At 71.7% G+C, this 16,731-nt stretch carries 16 protein-coding genes; 14 read left to right on the top strand and 2 right to left on the bottom strand.

Going from position 1 to position 16,731, the window contains the following annotated elements:
* Positions 1 to 31: 31 nt before the first annotated feature.
* Positions 32 to 970 (bottom strand): ABC transporter ATP-binding protein, encoded by a 939-nt coding sequence (locus Microterr_RS13850; RefSeq protein WP_263797298.1) that lies wholly within the window; start codon positions 968 to 970, stop codon positions 32 to 34.
* A gap of 186 nt (positions 971 to 1,156) precedes the next feature.
* Here Microterr_RS13850 and Microterr_RS13845 point away from each other — a divergent pair, with 186 nt between their 5' ends.
* The 8 genes from Microterr_RS13845 (at position 1,157) to Microterr_RS13810 (ending at position 9,742) form a co-directional block, all read left to right on the top strand.
* Complete coding sequence (locus Microterr_RS13845) at positions 1,157 to 1,792, top strand: GntR family transcriptional regulator (protein WP_263798747.1); 636 nt, start codon at positions 1,157 to 1,159, stop codon at positions 1,790 to 1,792.
* Between the two features lie 10 nt (positions 1,793 to 1,802).
* Positions 1,803 to 3,344, top strand: a complete 1,542-nt coding sequence (locus Microterr_RS13840; RefSeq protein ID WP_263797300.1) for an MmgE/PrpD family protein — start codon at positions 1,803 to 1,805, stop codon at positions 3,342 to 3,344.
* A complete protein-coding gene (prpB, locus tag Microterr_RS13835) occupies positions 3,344 to 4,252 on the top strand; it encodes a methylisocitrate lyase (protein ID WP_263797301.1) in 909 nt (302 codons plus the stop codon). The genes Microterr_RS13840 and prpB overlap by 1 nt, the downstream gene beginning before the upstream one ends.
* Positions 4,249 to 5,433 carry a bifunctional 2-methylcitrate synthase/citrate synthase gene (locus Microterr_RS13830; protein WP_263797302.1) on the top strand — a complete coding sequence of 395 codons (1,185 nt, stop codon included), beginning with the start codon at positions 4,249 to 4,251 and terminating at the stop codon, positions 5,431 to 5,433. The genes prpB and Microterr_RS13830 overlap by 4 nt, the downstream gene beginning before the upstream one ends.
* Positions 5,433 to 6,608 (top strand): thiolase family protein, encoded by a 1,176-nt coding sequence (locus tag Microterr_RS13825; protein WP_263797304.1) that lies wholly within the window; start codon positions 5,433 to 5,435, stop codon positions 6,606 to 6,608. Before Microterr_RS13830 ends, Microterr_RS13825 begins: the two co-directional genes overlap by 1 nt.
* A gap of 121 nt (positions 6,609 to 6,729) precedes the next feature.
* The gene (locus tag Microterr_RS13820; RefSeq protein ID WP_263797305.1) at positions 6,730 to 7,890 is read left to right on the top strand and encodes an acyl-CoA dehydrogenase family protein; all 1,161 of its coding nucleotides are present in this window, start codon (positions 6,730 to 6,732) and stop codon (positions 7,888 to 7,890) included.
* A gap of 1 nt (position 7,891) precedes the next feature.
* Positions 7,892 to 8,794 carry a 3-hydroxyisobutyrate dehydrogenase gene (gene mmsB, locus Microterr_RS13815; protein WP_263797307.1) on the top strand — a complete coding sequence of 301 codons (903 nt, stop codon included), beginning with the start codon at positions 7,892 to 7,894 and terminating at the stop codon, positions 8,792 to 8,794.
* A 171-nt stretch (positions 8,795 to 8,965) separates the two neighbouring features.
* Positions 8,966 to 9,742, top strand: a complete 777-nt coding sequence (locus Microterr_RS13810) for an enoyl-CoA hydratase-related protein (RefSeq protein WP_263797309.1) — start codon at positions 8,966 to 8,968, stop codon at positions 9,740 to 9,742.
* Position 9,743: 1 nt separating this feature from the next.
* Here Microterr_RS13810 and Microterr_RS13805 read toward each other — a convergent pair whose 3' ends face one another.
* Positions 9,744 to 10,286 (bottom strand): MarR family winged helix-turn-helix transcriptional regulator, encoded by a 543-nt coding sequence (locus tag Microterr_RS13805; RefSeq protein WP_263797310.1) that lies wholly within the window; start codon positions 10,284 to 10,286, stop codon positions 9,744 to 9,746.
* A gap of 81 nt (positions 10,287 to 10,367) precedes the next feature.
* Here Microterr_RS13805 and Microterr_RS13800 point away from each other — a divergent pair, with 81 nt between their 5' ends.
* From Microterr_RS13800 to Microterr_RS13775, 6 genes are all read left to right on the top strand, one after another.
* A complete protein-coding gene (locus tag Microterr_RS13800; RefSeq protein ID WP_263797311.1) occupies positions 10,368 to 11,144 on the top strand; it encodes an electron transfer flavoprotein subunit beta/FixA family protein in 777 nt (258 codons plus the stop codon).
* Between the two features lie 9 nt (positions 11,145 to 11,153).
* Positions 11,154 to 12,137: an electron transfer flavoprotein subunit alpha/FixB family protein gene (locus tag Microterr_RS13795; protein ID WP_263797313.1), complete on the top strand. Its 984-nt coding sequence runs from the start codon at positions 11,154 to 11,156 to the stop codon at positions 12,135 to 12,137.
* A complete protein-coding gene (locus Microterr_RS13790; protein WP_263797317.1) occupies positions 12,138 to 13,841 on the top strand; it encodes a cytochrome b/b6 domain-containing protein in 1,704 nt (567 codons plus the stop codon).
* A 96-nt stretch (positions 13,842 to 13,937) separates the two neighbouring features.
* Positions 13,938 to 15,197 carry a sensor histidine kinase gene (locus tag Microterr_RS13785; protein ID WP_263797318.1) on the top strand — a complete coding sequence of 420 codons (1,260 nt, stop codon included), beginning with the start codon at positions 13,938 to 13,940 and terminating at the stop codon, positions 15,195 to 15,197.
* A complete protein-coding gene (locus tag Microterr_RS13780; RefSeq protein ID WP_263797320.1) occupies positions 15,185 to 15,862 on the top strand; it encodes a response regulator transcription factor in 678 nt (225 codons plus the stop codon). The genes Microterr_RS13785 and Microterr_RS13780 overlap by 13 nt, the downstream gene beginning before the upstream one ends.
* Positions 15,859 to 16,725, top strand: a complete 867-nt coding sequence (locus Microterr_RS13775) for a DUF4097 family beta strand repeat-containing protein (protein ID WP_263797323.1) — start codon at positions 15,859 to 15,861, stop codon at positions 16,723 to 16,725. The genes Microterr_RS13780 and Microterr_RS13775 overlap by 4 nt, the downstream gene beginning before the upstream one ends.
* Positions 16,726 to 16,731: the final 6 nt, after the last annotated feature.

Here is a 16,731-nt window from a genome sequence, read left to right as displayed (position 1 = left end):
GCCACGCCGCTCATCGCCCCGCTCCGGTCGGTCACCGACCCGCTCCGGTCGCTGAGCCCGTCGAAGCGTCGAGCGCCGCCACATCGTCGCCGTAGTGCCGCAGGAACAGCTCCTCCAGCGAGGGCGGCTCGATCCGCAGCCCCTGCACCGCGCGCTCGGCGAGGACGGGAAGGACCGCGTTCACGGCGTCGCTGTCGACGGTGAAGCGCGCCCGTCCCTCCGCCACCGTGAGGTCGTGGGCCCCGGGGATCGCCTCCGGCGACGCGGCTGCGTCGAACGACACCTCGGTGCGGGTGAGATGCCGCAGCTCGGCGAGCGTGCCGGACTCGACGATCCTGCCGGCGCGGATGATGCTGACACGATCGCACAGCAGCTCGACCTCGGACAGGATGTGGCTGGACAGCAGCACCGTCGCCCCCGCCGCGCGGAGACGGTCGATCTCCGCGCGGAAGACGACCTCCATGAGCGGGTCGAGACCGCTGGTCGGCTCGTCGAAGACGTACAGGTCTGCGGGCACCGAGAACGCCGCGATCAGGGCGACCTTCTGCCGGTTGCCCTTCGAGTAGGCGCGGCCCTTCTTGCGCGGGTCGAACTGGAACGCGTGCATCAGACGCTCCTTCTCGGCCCTGAAGGCGGCGTCACGGCGCGGGGCGCCGCGCAGGCGTGCGAGCAGATCGATCGCCTCGCCGCCGGAGAGGTTCGGCCAGAGGCTGACGTCGCCCGGCACCGACGCGATGCGGCGGTGCAGCGAGACGGCGTCCCGCCAGGGGTCGCCGCCCAAGACCGTGGCCTCTCCTGAGGTGGCGCGGGCGAGTCCCAGCAGCACGCGGATGGTGGTGGACTTCCCCGCGCCGTTCGGCCCGAGGAAGCCGTGGATCTGACCGGCCTCGACCTCGAGGTCGAGGCCATCGAGCGCGCGGACCTTGCCGTACCGCTTGACGAGCCCGCTGGTGTGGATGACGGTAGCCATGCGCGCGAGCGTACGCCGATTTCACGAATTTGTGAATAGTGGGAAGTGCGGGGTTCGCAAGAGTGGCGGGATCTCGCTGGCGAGTCGATTATGTATACGCTTGCGGCCCGAAGCTGGCACTTCGGGGCGCCCGCTCGCCAACTATGTATACAATGTAGAACGATGAGCGACGAGGGGGTGGGCCGCATGCGAGCGAGCGATCGCGCCTATGACACGCTCCTCGACGAGATCCAGTCCGGGCTCCTCTCACCCGGCACGGTCCTCGGCGAAGTCGAGCAGGCGGCGCGTCTGGGCGTGAGCCGTACCCCGCTGCGGGAGGCGCTCGGGCGGCTCGCCGCCGACGGCCTCGTCGCGCAGCAGTCCGCCCGCGTCACGGTCGTGACCGACATCGACGCGGGGGACATCCGCGAACTGTTCCAGGTGCGCCGCGCACTCGAGGAGTCGGCCGCGCGGATCGCCGCCGAGCACGCCGGCCGCGGCGGCGCCGAGACGTTCGCCGCGCTCGCCGCGGAGTTCGACGTCGCCACGCTCGAGGGCGCTGCCGGCCTCGACGCGTACTACGAGCTCATCGCGCGCTTCGACGCCGCCGTCGACGACGCTGTGGCGAACGAGTACCTCAGCGCCGCCCTCCGGACGGTGCGCACGCATCTCGTGCGCGTGCGCCGTCTCGCGCGCGACAACCCCGACCGGCTCGCGGCATCCGTGGCCGAGCACCGGCTCATCGCCTGCGCGATCGCGGCCGGCGACACCGACCTTGCGGCCCACGCGACGCACGTGCACCTGCACAACGCGCTGGTCAGCATCCTCGCGTCCGTCTCATGAAAGGCACGACATGACCGTCATCCACCACCTCCGCGTCCACCGCAGTGACGAGAACCTCGAACGCGAGGGACAGCTCGCCTGGCACCTGGCGCAGATCGCCGCCGACCCCGTCGCCGTGGACGACGACGTGGTCGAGATGATCATCAACCGCGTGATCGACAACGCCGCGGTGGCGGCGGCATCCGTCACGCGCGCGCCGGTGAGCGCCGCCCGGCAGCAGGCGCTCGACCACGCCGTGTCGGTGTCCGGGTCGGGCGCGACCGTCTTCGGCTGCCCGCTCGAGCGTCGCACCTCGCCCGAGTGGGCGGCGTGGGCGAACGGCGTCGCCGTCCGCGAGCTCGACTACCACGACACGTTCCTCGCCGCCGAGTACTCGCACCCCGGCGACAACATCCCGCCGATCCTCGCGGTCGCCCAGCACGTCGGCTCCGACGGAGCCGCCCTCGTGCGCGGCCTCGCCACCGGCTACGAGATCCAGATCGACCTGGTGCGGGCGATCTCGCTGCACAAGCACAAGATCGACCATGTCGCCCACCTCGGCCCGTCGGCCGCTGCGGGCATCGGCACGCTCCTCGGCCTTCCGGTCGAGACCATCTACCAGGCGATCGGTCAGGCGCTGCACACGACGACCGCGACCCGTCAGTCGCGCAAGGGCGAGATCTCGACGTGGAAGGCGCATGCGCCCGCGTTCGCCGGAAAGATGGCGGTCGAGGCGGTCGACCGCGCGATGCGCGGCGAGACCTCCCCGTCGCCCATCTACGAGGGCGAGGACGGCGTGATCGCCTGGATGCTGGACGGCCCCGACGCCGCCTACGACGTGCCGCTGCCCGCCGAGGGCGAGGCGAAGCGCGCGATCCTCGACTCGTACACGAAGGAGCACTCCGCGGAGTACCAGGCGCAGGCGTGGATCGACCTGGCCCGACGCCTGGGTGAGCAGCATCCGTCCCTGCGGGAGGGCACGAGCGACGAGGGTGCGGAGATCGAATCGGTCGTGCTGCACACCAGCCACCACACGCACTACGTGATCGGCTCGGGTGCGAACGACCCGCAGAAGTACGACCCGACCGCGTCGCGAGAGACGCTCGACCACTCGATCCCGTACATCTTCACGGTCGCGCTGCAGGACGGCGGCTGGCATCACGTCGACTCGTACACCCCGGAGCGCGCGGGTCGTGACGACACGGTGGCGCTGTGGCACAAGGTCACCACGGCAGAGGACGCGGAGTGGACCCGCCGGTACCACTCGGAGGACCCCGACGAGAAGGCCTTCGGCGGCCGAGTGGTGATCCGCTTCGCCGACGGCTCGGAGCTCGTCGACGAGATCGCGGTCGCCGACGCCCACCCGCTCGGGGCGCGGCCGTTCGCGCGGGAGGACTACATCCGCAAGTTCCGGATCCTGGCCGAGCCGGTCCTGGAGGCGGACGAGATCGAACGGTTCCTCGACCTCGCGCAGCGTCTGCCCGAGCTCACGGCCGAAGAGGTGCAGCAGCTGTCGATCGTGGCGAAGCCGGGGACGCTCCTGACCGCGCCGGCCCCGAAGGGGCTCTTCTGATGCTGTACTCGACCGTCACCGCGACGGAGAAGCGCCGCGTGCTGCGCGAGCGGCTCGCCTCGGGCGAGCTGCTGCGGTTCCCCGGGGCCTTCAACCCGCTGTCGGCACGGCTCATCGAGCGCAAGGGGTTCGACGGCGTCTACATCTCCGGCGCGGTCCTGAGCGCCGATCTCGGGCTGCCCGACATCGGGCTGACCACGCTCACCGAGGTCGCCGGGCGCGGTCAGCAGATCGCGCGGATGACCGATCTGCCCGCGATCATCGACGCCGACACCGGATTCGGCGAGCCCATGAACGTGGCGCGGACCATCCAGACGCTGGAGGACGCGGGTCTCGCCGGCACCCACATCGAAGACCAGGTCAATCCGAAGCGCTGCGGGCACCTCGACGGCAAGGCCGTCGTCGACGCCGACACCGCCGTCAAGCGCATCCGCGCAGCCGTCGACGCGCGCCGCGACCCCGGGTTCCTCATCATGGCGCGCACCGACATCCGTGCCGTAGAGGGCATCGATGCCGCGATCGACCGCGCGAAGGCGCTCGTGGACGCCGGGGCGGACGCGATCTTCCCCGAGGCGATGCGCGACCTCGGGGAGTTCGAGGCGATGCGCACGGCGCTGGACGTGCCGATCCTCGCCAACATGACGGAGTTCGGCAAGAGCGACCTCTTCACGGTCGAGCAGCTGCGCAGCGCCGGCGTCAACATGGTGATCTGGCCGGTCTCGCTGCTGCGCATCGCGATGGGCGCGGCATCCCGCGCTCTGGATACGCTCATCGACGAGGGCAACCTCACGACGAGACTCGGCGAGATGCAGCATCGCGCCGACCTGTACGACCTGATCGACTACGAGGGCTACAACCAGTTCGACACCTCCATCTTCAACTTCCAGATCGAGAAGGACCCCGCATGACCGACATCAAGAAGGGCCTGGCCGGCGTCGTCGCCGACGAGACGGCGATCAGCAAGGTCAACCCCGAGACGAACTCCCTGCTGTACCGCGGGTACCCGGTGCAGGAGCTCGCGGCGACGCAGCCGTTCGAGGCGGTCGCCCACCTGCTCTGGCACGGCGAGCTGCCCACCGACGACGAGCTCGCCGCCCTCCGGGCCACCGAGCGCGCGCACCGCACGCTCACACCCGAGGTGATCGCCGCGATCGACCTGGTGCCGCTGGACGCCCATCCGATGGACGAGGTGCGCACCGCGCTGAGCCTGATCGGCGCGATCGACCTGGCCGGCCGCGGATCGGTGCTCGAAGCCAGCGGCAGCGTGGAGGACAACCTCGAACGCAGCATCCGCCTCTTCGCCGCGCTCCCCGCGATCGTCGCCTACGGCCAGCGCCGCCGTCACGGCGACGAGCCGATCGCCCCGCGCGACGACCTCGACTACGCCGCGAACTTCCTCTGGATGACCTTCGGCGTCGAGGCCGACCCGGTCGTCGTGGACGCGTTCAACCGGTCGATGGTGCTGTACGCCGAGCACTCGTTCAATGCCTCGACGTTCACGGCCCGCGTGGTCGCCTCGGCCCTCAGCGACCTGTACTCGGCCGTCGTGGCCGCCGTCGGCGCGCTGAAGGGCCCGCTGCACGGTGGTGCGAACGAGGCGGTGCTGCACATCTTCGAGGAGATCGGCGATGCCTCGAACGTCGTGCCGTGGCTCGACGACGCGCTCGCCTCGAAGCGCAAGATCATGGGCTTCGGCCACCGCGTCTACAAACGCGGCGATTCGCGCGTGCCGACGATGAAAGCCGCGCTCGACACGCTCGTCGCGCACTACGACCGGCCGGACGTCGCCGAGCTCTACGACACCCTCGAGTCCGAGTTCGTCTCGCGCAAGGGCATCTACCCCAACCTCGACTACCCGTCCGGCCCCGCGTACAGCCTGATCGGGTTCGACATCCTCACCTTCACCCCGCTGTTCGTCGCGGCGCGGGTCACGGGCTGGACCGCGCACATCATGGAGCAGCTCGGCTCGAACGCGCTCATCCGGCCGCTGTCGGAGTACGTCGGGCCCGACGAGCGCCACATCGAGGGCTACGTTCCCGACCCCGCCGTCGCCGAGGCGCTGACGCGCGCGGAGGAGGCCGCCGGCTGATGAGCACGCGCACCGCCGTCATCGTCGACGTCGTCCGCACACCCTCCGGACGCGGCAAGCCCGGCGGCGCGCTGAGCGGAGTGCACCCGGTGGATCTCGCCGCCGGCGTGCTCACCGCCGTGCTCGAGCGCAACGGCCTCGAGTCGACGCAGATCGACGATGTGCTGCTGGGGTGCGTCAGTCAGGCGGGCGAGCAGTCCGCCAACATCGCCCGCCAGGCCGTGCTCGCCGCGGGCTTCGACGAGTCGGTACCGGCGACGACGATCGACCGGCAGTGCGGATCGTCTCAGCAGGCCGCGCACTTCGCCGCGCAGGGGGTCATCGCGGGGGCATACGACATCGTGATCGCCGGTGGCGTCGAGTCGATGAGCAGGCTCCCGCTCGGCATCGCCGCCTCCGTGGGCGGATCGCCGGTGTCGCCGGGCATCTCCGCGAGGTACCCCGCGGGGCTCGTCAACCAGGGAGTGTCCGCCGAGCTCATCGCGCACAGGTGGGGGCTCTCGCGGGCCGAGCTGGATGCGTACGCGGCCGAGTCCCATCGCAGGGCGGCGGATGCGGGAGCCCGAGGCAGCTTCGCCGGGCAGCTGCTCCCGACGGCCGGGGTCACCTCCGACGAGACCGTGCGGGCGGCCACGACCGCCGCGGCGCTGGCCGCCCTCGGTCCCGCGTTCCGCACGGACGCCTACGCCGAGAGGTTCCCCGAGCTGGACTGGCGGATCACCGCAGGCAACTCGTCCCCGCTGACCGACGGGGCATCGGCCGCGCTCATCATGAGCGAGGAGCGGGCGGTCGAGCTCGGTCTCACACCCCGGGCACGGTTCCACGCGTTCGCGGTCGTCGGCGACGATCCGCTGCTCATGCTCACCGGTCCGATCCCGGCGACGCGCCGGGTCCTGGAGCGCGGTGGGCTGACGATGGACGACCTCGACGCCTACGAGGTGAACGAGGCGTTCGCCTCCGTGCCGCTCGCCTGGGCGGCGGAGCTGCACGCAGACCCCGCCAAGCTGAACCCCTGGGGCGGGGCGATCGCGCTCGGCCACGCGCTCGGCTCGTCGGGAACGCGGCTGCTCGGAACGCTCGTGGCTCAGCTCGAGGAGTCCGGCGGCCGCTGGGGCCTCCAGACCATGTGCGAGGGCGGCGGCATGGCCAACGCGACCATCATCGAGCGTCTCTGACAGTCGCGGTGCCGATCGGCGACACCCATGGAATTTACTAGGACGTCCAGCTAAACTCATCATGCTGCCCACCCGGCCGCGCAGGATTCCTGCAGGATGCCCCACAAGGACGTGAAATCCGATGAGCATGACCGTGACGACCGATGAGAGAGCCGCGATTGTCGCGGCGGTGCGCGAGTTCGCGACCACCCGGCTGGCGCCGCACGCGCTCGACTGGGACGAGCGCCACCACTTCCCTCGTGAGGAGCTGACCGCGGCAGGCGAACTCGGCCTGGGCGGGATCTGCATCCGCGAGGACGTCGGCGGGTCCGGGCTCAGCCGGATGGACGCCGCGGCGATCTTCGAAGAGCTCGCGCAGGCGGACCCGGCGGTGGCGGCCTACATCTCCATCCACAACATGGTCGCCGGCATGATCGACGGCTACGGCGACGACGCCCAGCGGCAGCGGTGGCTCCCGCAGTTGACCGCGATGACCGGGTTCGGCGGCTACTGCCTGACCGAGCCGGGCGCAGGGTCCGACGCCGCGGCGATCACCACCAGTGCGGTCCGCGACGGCGACGAGTTCGTTCTCACGGGCGTCAAGCAGTTCATCTCCGGCGGTGGTGAGGCCGCGGTCTACGTCGTCATGGCGCGCACGTCGACGCTCGGTGAGCCGGCGCTGCCGGGTGCCAGGGGCATCAGCGCGTTCCTCGTGCCGGGAGACGCTCCCGGCCTGAGCTTCGGCGCGCTGGAGAAGAAGATGGGCTGGCACGCCCAGCCCACCCGGCAGGTGATCCTCGATCAGGTGCGCCTGCCCGCCTCCGCGCTGCTCGGCGCGATCGGGGAGGGATTCAAGATCGCGATGTCGGCGCTCGACGCGGGCCGCGTCAGCATCGCCGCATGCTCGCTCGGGGGAGCGCAGTGGGCACTCGACCGCACGGTGCAGTACGTGCATGAGCGGTTCACGTTCGGACAGGCGCTCGCCGAGAGGCAGTCCGTGGTGTTCGCCCTCGCCGACATGGCGACCGAGCTCCACGCTGCGCGCGCCCTCGTGCGCGACGCGGCCCAGGCGCTCGACGAGGGCGCCCCGGATGCCGCGATGCGCTGCGCGATGGCCAAGCGCTACGTGACCGACGCCGGCTTCGCGGTCGCCAACCAGGCTCTGCAGCTGCACGGCGGCTACGGCTACCTGCACGACTACGGCATCGAGAAGGTGGTGCGCGACCTGCGAGTGCATCAGATCCTCGAGGGCACCAACGAGATCATGCGCGTCATCATCGGCCGCGGACTCCTGGCGGCCTGACATGCGCATCGCCTTCCTCGGCCTCGGGCACATGGGTCTCCCGATGGCCGTCAACCTGGTGCGCGCAGGGTTCGACGTGACCGGCTTCGATGTCGTGCCTGCCGCCGTCGACGCGGCGCGCGCCGCATCCATCCCCGTCGCCGCATCCGGATCGGATGCCGCGGCCGGCTGCGACGTCGTGATCACGATGTTCCCGAGCGGGCGGCACGTGATCGATGCGTATCGCGGCGCCGGCGACGACCCGGGGCTGCTCGCGGTCGCCGCCCCCGGCGCGCTGTTCCTGGACTGCTCGACGATCGCGGTCGACGAGGCGCGGGCCGCCCACGAGCTCGCGGTGTCGGCGAGCATGCGCAGCCTCGACGCGCCCGTCTCCGGCGGCGTGGTCGGCGCGGAGAACGGGACGCTCGCGTTCATGGTCGGCGGCGCGGAGAGCGACTTCGAAGACGCCCTGCCGATCCTCGAGGCGATGGGCCGCCGCGTCGTGCACTGCGGCGAGGCCGGGCTCGGTCAGGCGGCCAAGGTCTGCAACAACATGATCCTCGGGGTGACCCAGATCGCCGTCGCCGAGGCGTTCGTGCTGGGGGAGCGGCTCGGTCTCAGCCACCAGGCGCTGTTCGACGTCGCGTCCAACGCGTCGGGGCAGTGCTGGGCGCTCACCACGAACTGCCCGGTGCCCGGCCCCGTGCCGACGAGCCCCGCGAACCGCGAGTACCAGCCGGGCTTCGCCGGAGCACTCATGGCGAAGGACCTCGGTCTCGCCGCGCAGGCGCTCGAGCTCACCGGGGTCGACGCCCGGATGGGCAGGCTCGCGGGCGAGATCTACACAGCGTTCGCCTCGGGCCCCGGAGCCGGGCAGGATTTCAGCGGGATCATCACCACCATCCGGGACGACAGCCCGGAATGAGCCACCTCGCCGATGACCCCGCCGCCCCGGCATCCGCCCCACCGAATCCCCTCACCCAGAACAGGTGTTCTGGCGGAGGCAGGATGATTCAGGGGCAGAACCTCCTGTGCCGGCCGGAGCACCTGTTCTGACACCGCCCGTCGCCGGGCCGCAAGACGAAGGAAGACACCGATGACCGAGTACGACACGATCCTCGCCGAGACCCGCGGGCGGGTGGGGTGGATCACCCTCAACCGCCCCGAGGCGCTGAACGCCCTCAACACGCAGCTCATGCGCGACGTGGTGGCCGCGGCATCCGCCTTCGACGCCGATCCGGAGATCGGGGCGATCGTGGTGACCGGGTCGGAGCGGGCCTTCGCCGCCGGTGCCGACATCAAGGAGATGGAGGGCAAGAGCGCTCAGGAGATGCTCGACGGCGACCACTTCGGCGACTGGGCGCTGTTCGCCGCCGTGCGCACGCCGGTGATCGCCGCCGTGGCGGGCTACGCGCTCGGCGGCGGCTGCGAGCTCGCGATGATGTGCGACGTGATCCTCGCGGCCGACACGGCCCGCTTCGGGCAGCCCGAGATCAACCTCGGCGTCATCCCCGGCATGGGCGGCACGCAGCGCCTCGTTCGCGCGGTCGGGTACTACAAGGCGGCGGAGCTCGTCTTGACCGGACGGATGATGGATGCTGCCGAGGCCGAGCGATCCGGGCTCGTCTCGCGGGTGGTGCCCGCCGGCGACCTGCTGGCCGAGGCGGAGAAGACGGCCGAGGCGATCGCCGCCAAGTCGCTGCCGTCGCTGTTCGCCGCGAAGGCCGCGCTCGACGCCGCTCTGGAGTCGTCCCTGGCCGACGGGCTGCGGTTCGAGAAGCAGGCGTTCGCCGCCCTCTTCGACACCGCCGACCAGAAGGAAGGGATGGCCGCGTTCCGCGAGAAGCGCGCCGCGGCCTTCGAGAACAGGTGAGCTACGCGCCCGCTGCGCCCGAGTGCATGGGCGGGGCCACGGCATCGCCCGCGCTCTCGCGCGCCCGCGTGAGCAGCTCGGTCAGCTCGGCCGTGTCTCCTCCGCTGAGGCCGATGTCGGCGAACACGTCGGTGTTCAGCGCGTGCGTCGCCCGCTCGACGAGAGCGCGGCCGGCCGGGGTGAGCACGAGCATCGCCGCACGCCCGTCGTTCGGGTGGGGCTCGCGTGCGACGAGCTCCGCGCGGACGAGCCGGTCGACCGTGTTCGTGACGCTGGTCGGATGCACCTGCAGCCGCGTGATCGCGCTGGCCAACGGCATCCGTCCCGCCCGCGTGAACGCGAGCAGCCGCAGCAGCTCGAACCGGGCGAAGGTGAGGCCGAAGGGCTTCAGCGCGCGGTCGATGCGGGCGAGCATCAGCTGCTGCACCCGGAACACCGAAGTGACCGCCGCCATGCCCGGTGCGGCATCCGCCCACCCGTGCGCAGACCACTGGCGACTGGCCTCGGCGATGGGATCGCCTGGCAGCGGACGCGGCTTCGCCATCGCGCACCTCCCTCGTGGCGGTGTCAACGCTAGCCGGTCGTCGCGGCCCATAGACTCGACACGTCGAAGGAGCGGAGCGCTATGAAGATCGTCGTCCTGGTCAAGGAGGTCCCGGACACCTACGGGGATCGCCAGCTGAATCTCGAGACCGGTCTCGCCGACCGTGACGCCGGCGAGAAGGTGCTCGACGAGATCGGCGAGCGGGCCCTGGAGGTCGCGCTGTCGTACGCCGACGCGCATGCGGGCACCGAGGTGGTCGTCGTGTCGATGACCCCTGAGACCGCCGTGGCCACCGTCCGCAAGGGCCTCGCGATGGGCGCCGCATCGGCCCTGCAGGTCGTCGACGATGCTCTGCGCGGCGCCGATCTCAGCCTCACCTCCGAAGTGCTCGCCGCCGCCGTGCAGCGCGCGGGGTTCGACCTGGTGATCACCGGCAACCAGTCCACCGACGGGTCCGGCGGCGTGCTCCCCGCCATGCTCGCCGAGCGCCTCGGGGTGCCCCAGCTGACGGCCCTGTCCGCCGTCGAGTTCACCGAGGACGCCGTCAGCGGGTCGCGCGCGAGCGACGCGGGGGTCGCGCGGATCTCGGCGCCGCTCCCGGCCGTGATCTCGATCACCGAAGCACTGCCCGACGCCCGGTTCCCGAACTTCAAGGGCATCATGGCGGCGAAGAAGAAGCCGTTCGAGACGGTCTCGCTGGCCGACCTCGGCGTCGACGCCGAGCGCGCCGATGCGCCGCGCTCGATCATGACCGCTGTCGCGCAGAAGCCGCCGCGCGGCGCGGGCGTGAAGATCGTCGACGAGGGCGACGCGGGCGAGAAGCTCGCCGCCTACCTCATCGAGAACCGACTGGCATAGGAGACGGCGATGGCTTTCGCGGATGATTCGATCCTCGTCCTGCTGGACGTGCTGCCCACCGGCGAGCTGGCGAAGTCGTCGGCCGGCCTGCTCGGCGCCGCCGCCGGCGTCGGCACCCCGGTCGCCCTGGTGGTCGTCGCCGAAGAGCGCCAGCAGGCGCTGGCGGCGGATGCTGCCGCCCTCGGTGCCGCGACGGTGCTCGTGACCGGACTCGGTGGCGCCGACACCGCACTCACGGTTCCCCTGGTCGACGCGCTGGCGGCCGCCGCCGACCTGGTGCGCCCGGACGCCGTGTTCGTGTCGAACTCGGTCGAGGGCCGCGACATCGCCGGTCGCTTCGCCGCCCGTGCGAACCTCGCGATCGCGGTCGACGCGGTCGGCGTCTCGCGCGACGACGAGGGCATCGTGGCCCACCACTCCGTCTACGGCGGCGCGTACAACGTCGAGTCGGCCGCCACCTTCGGCGCGCCCGTCATCACGGTGCGCCAGGGTGCGGTGGAGGCCAGGGCCGACGCCCAGCCGGTGGTCGTGGAGGAGCTGGCGGTGACCGCATCCGGTGCGCCCGCCGCCGCCATCGAGGGCTTCGACGCCGTCGTGACGACCTCGTCGCGACCCGAGCTGCGCGGGGCCGCCAAGGTGGTCTCTGGTGGTCGCGGGCTGGGCTCCGAGGAGAAGTTCGCGCTCGTCGAGCAGCTCGCCGACGCGCTCGGCGCGGCCGTGGGCGCCTCGCGCGCGGCCGTCGACGCCGGGTACATCCCCTATGCCCACCAGGTCGGGCAGACCGGCGTCTCGGTCGCCCCTCAGCTGTATGTCGCGCTCGGCATATCCGGAGCGATCCAGCACAAGGCCGGGATGCAGACCGCGAAGACCATCGTCGCGATCAACAAGGACGGCGATGCGCCGATCTTCGACATCGCCGACTTCGGCGTGGTCGGCGACCTGTTCACCGTCGTGCCGCAGCTCATCGCGGCGCTCGAGGCGAAGAAGGCCTGAGTGGCGACGTACGGGCGGACGCTGCGCCGCGGCCTGCCCCGCGTGGCCGGCGGCGAGCCGTGGCCGCCTGCGGGTGAGGCTGAGGGCGTCGCGGAGCCCGTCGAGGGGGCGGATGCTGCCGCATCCGTCGCCGATGAGCGACCCGTGCTGACACCCGAGCCCGTCGTGGCCACGACCGCCGGGGTTGAGGTGGCTGATGCTGCCGCATCTGTCGCCGAGGAGCGCCCTGTACTGACACCCGAGCCCGTCGGGGCGCCCGTGCGGGTCCGCCGCGGCCTGCCCCGCACCCCCGGTGGCGAGCCGTGGCCGCCCGCCGCGGCGGTGGCGGCAGCCTCCCTGCCCGCGGCCGCATCCGCATCCGCGCCCGCACCCGCACCCGGCGCCGCAGCACCCGACCGCGCCCTTTCTCCGCAACCGCGCCAGAACGATGTGGCGCCCTCGCAGGGAAGTGGAGCCGCACCGGCCGCAGCCGCGCCGGCCGCAGACGCCCCCTCAGCTGAGGGCGCACCGCTCCGCCGGGGCCTGCCCCGCGTCCCGGGCGGCGAACCCTGGCCGCCCGCCGGCTTCGCGCCCGTTCCGGGGGCGGCCGCTGCCGCTCCGGCACCTGCGGTCCAGCCCGAGCCGACACCAGAACCTGTCGCACCCGCGCCCGCTGCCGAACCCACGACCCGTCCCGAACCCACGACCCGACCGGCACCGGCACCGGCCGCCGCCGGCCCGCGCGCCCCGCTGCCGTTCACCCGCACGGTCTGGCCGGGCGCCGCCGCGCGCACGCGGCCGCAGCCGAAGCCTGAGCCCGTCCGCATCGGCCCCTTCACCCGCACGCAGTGGGCGGGCGCCGTGATCGTCGGCGGGATCGGGATGCTGTTCGCCGCCGCGATGGTCGTGTTCTTCACGCGGTGGTTCGTCTCGCTGGAGTTCATGCGGGACTTCCTCTACGCCTACCCCGGCGAGTACGACCTGCCCGAGTCGGCTCCGGTCGGCTTCCCGGCGTGGCTCGGCTGGCAGCACTTCTTCAACACCTTCCTGATCGTGCTGATCATCCGCTCGGGCCTGCAGGTGCGCACCGAGAAGCGCCCGACCGTGTTCTGGGCGCCGCGCGGCGACAAGAAGGGCAAGATCAGCCTCGCGCTGTGGTTCCACCAGGGGCTCGACATCTTCTGGCTCGTCAACGGAGCCGTGTTCGTCGTGCTGCTGTTCGTCACCGGCCAGTGGATGCGGATCGTCCCGACCAGCTGGGAGGTGTTCCCGAATGCGGTGAGCGCTGCCCTGCAGTACGTGACGCTCGACTGGCCGACCGAGAACGGCTGGGTGAACTACAACTCCCTGCAGCAGCTCGCCTACTTCGCGACCGTGTTCCTGGCGGCGCCACTCGCCGCGATCACCGGCTTCCGCATGTCGAAGCTGTGGCCGAAGGACGCCAAGGCGCTGAACCGCGTCTACCCCGTCGAGTGGGCGCGCGCCGTGCACTTCCCGGTGATGCTGTACTTCGTGGCGTTCATCATCGTGCACGTCACGCTCGTCTTCGCGACGGGGGCGCTGCGGAACCTCAACCACATGTACGCGGCGCAGGACGCCGTGAACTGGGTCGGGTTCTGGATCTTCGCCGCCTCCCTGCTCGTCATCGCCGCCGGCTGGGCCGCCGCGCGCCCGCTCATCCTGGCCCCGATCGCCCGGCTGTTCGGCACCGTCAGCGGACGCTGACGCGGCTCGACCGAGAACAGCATCGGGGGATAACCCCCGCAGAAGACTCCGGATGGCTCTGGCGCGCGCGGCGCGGCCGCGGCCTAACTTTGAGCCATGACTTCCGTTTCCCCGTCTCGGCGCATCTCGTCGCCGCTCGTGCTGCTCGGCGCGATCGCCCAGCTCGTGGCGGTCGGCATCGTCGGCACCGTCGTGTTCACGATCCTGATCACGCTGCTCTCGCTCGGCATCGGCCTGCTCGCCATCTTCGGCATCGGCCTGCTCTTCCTCGCCGCGCTGGTCTACGCGCTCTACGCCACGGCCTGGGTCGAGGGCGCCCGTATCGAGGGCCTGTACGGCTTCGGCATCCCCGCCCTGCGCACCCGCCGCAGCGGCCGCCCGGGCTTCGGCGGACTGATGCGCACCCTCTGGCAGCAGGCGATCGACCCGTCCATGTGGCGCGGGGTCGGCAACGCCGCCATCGCCACCCTGCTCGGCGTCATCGTGCTGCCGCTCGTCACGCTCGTCTTCTCCGGCATCGTGCTGGCCTTCGCCCCGCTGCTCGGCTCCGACGGCGCCGTGCGCCTCTTCCGCACCGACCTCGACGTGCCCACCTCGTGGGCCGCCATCATCGGCATCGCCGTCGCCCTTGTCTCGCTCGCTGCGGTCGTCGGCCTGGCGATCGTGCACGGCATGATCTCGCGGGCCATCATGGTCCCCTCGCGGGAGGCGCAGCTGACCGAGGCCGCCCGGGTGTCCGGCGCCCAGCGGGCCGGAGCCGTCCGCGCGGCCGAGGTCGAGCGCACCCGCATCGAGCGGGACCTGCACGACGGCGTCCAGCCGCGGCTGGTGTCCATCGGCATGACGCTCGGGCTCGCTCAGCAGAAGGTCGACGCAGACCCCGAGGCGGCCAAGGCGCTGATCGCCGAGGCGCACACCTCGACGAAAGCCGCCGTCACCGAGCTGCGGCAGCTGGCCCGCGGCATCCACACCTCCGTCCTCGACGACCGCGGCCTCGATGCGGCACTCTCCGCGCTGGCCGGCCGATCCCATATCCCCGTCGCCCTCGACGTGCGCCTCACCCAGCGGTGCAGTCCCGCCGCCGAGGCGGCTGTGTACTTCGTCGTCGCCGAAGCCCTGACCAACGCCGCCAAGCACTCGCGTGCCGGTGAGGTGCGTGTGCTCGTCCGGCAGCGCGACGGCGGGATGCTGTGGGCCAAGGTCGAGGACAACGGCATCGGCAATGCGCAGATCACCCCGGGTGGCGGCCTCGACGGCATCGCTAACCGCGTGCTCGGCGTGGGCGGCACCTTCCAGCTCGACAGCCCGGCCGGCGGCCCGACCACCGTGGAGGTGAGCATCCCGTGCGCATCCTGATCTGCGAAGACTCCGTACTGCTGCGGGAGGGTCTCGTGCGACTGCTCGAAGACGCCGGCCACCAGGTGGTCGCGGCCCTCCCCGACGCCACCGACCTCGACGAGGCGGTCGCCGAGACCGACCCCGACCTCTGCATCCTCGACGTGCGGCTGCCGCCGACCCACACCGACGAGGGCATCCGGGCGGCGCTCCGACTGCGCGCCGCCCGGCCCGAGCTGCCGGTTCTGGTGCTCTCGCAGTACGTGGAGGAGCGCTACGCGTCCGAGCTCATCGCCGGCAAGGGCGGCGCCCTCGGCTACCTGCTGAAGGACCGCGTCGCCGACGTCGCCGAGTTCGTCGACACCGTCGAGCGCATCGCCACCGGCGCCACCGTGTTCGATCCGGAGGTCGTCGCGCAGCTGCTCAGCAGACGCGCCATCGACGAGCGGATGCGGCGGCTCACCGACCGCGAGTCGACCGTGCTCGCGTTCATCGCAGAAGGAAAGTCCAACCAGGCGATCGCCCAGGCGCTCTTCGTCACCGAAGGCAGCGTCGAGAAGCACATCACGGCCGTCTTCCAGAAGCTCGAGCTCGAGCAGGACGAGGCGGGCAACCGCCGCGTGCTCGCCGTCCTGGCCCACCTGGAGCACGGCGGCGCCACACCCCCGACAGGAGAGATCCGATGACCACCCTCACCCCGCCGCCGCTCCCGCCGGCACCGACCACTCCGACCCCGCCCGCGCCGCAGGAGCGGCCCCCGCACCCGGCCGCCCGGGTCGTCGCGATCCTCGCGATCGTCTTCGGCGGACTCATCGTGCTGGGCGCCGCGACCGCCGCCATCATCGGCGGGCTCGCCGCCGCCGCCGTGCACACCGAGACCCGCACGGTCACCGCCGACGGCATCGCCGACCTCGACATCGACGTGTCGGCCGGCGAGGTCGTGCTCGAGTACGGCGACGTCGACGACGTCACCCTGGAGGTCACCAGCTCCCGCGGAGCGGACGCGTGGACGCTCGAGCGCGACGGCGACACCCTGACCGTCCAGACCCCGAACGGGTTCTTCGGCTTCGGCTGGATCTTCGGCGGCAACGGCCGCGCGGTGATCACGCTGCCGGCCGAGTACGAGAGCCGGACCCTGGATGCCGCCCTCGACCTCTCGGCCGGAGATCTCACCGTCTCCGGAACCTTCGGAGACCTGAAGACGACCGTGAGCGCCGGGTCGCTCGACGTCGAGGGCTCAGCCTCGTCGCTGCAGACCGACGTGAGCGCGGGCAGCGCCGACCTCGCCGTGTCCGGCGTCGCCGACGCCGACCTCGCGGTGAGCGCGGGCGAGCTGATCGTCGCTCTGACCGAGCGCGCCCCGCGCGACGTCGTGCTCGACGTCAGTGCGGGCTCGCTCACGCTCACGGTGCCGGACGGCACCTACGACGTGAACGTCTCCGTCTCGGCCGGCGAGCTGCACAACCACCTCGACACCTCGAGCACGGCGACCAGCACGATCACCGGCGAGGTGTCGGCCGGAGACGCCGTGCTGCGCGCGGGGCGCTGAGCCGGG

Origin of the sequence: Microbacterium terricola, assembly GCF_027943945.1 — a bacterium.
GTDB classification, from domain to species: Bacteria; Actinomycetota; Actinomycetes; order Actinomycetales; family Microbacteriaceae; genus Microbacterium; species Microbacterium terricola.
The sequence above is the reverse complement of the archived record's forward strand: the minus strand, read 5'-3'. Positions and strand labels throughout refer to the sequence as shown.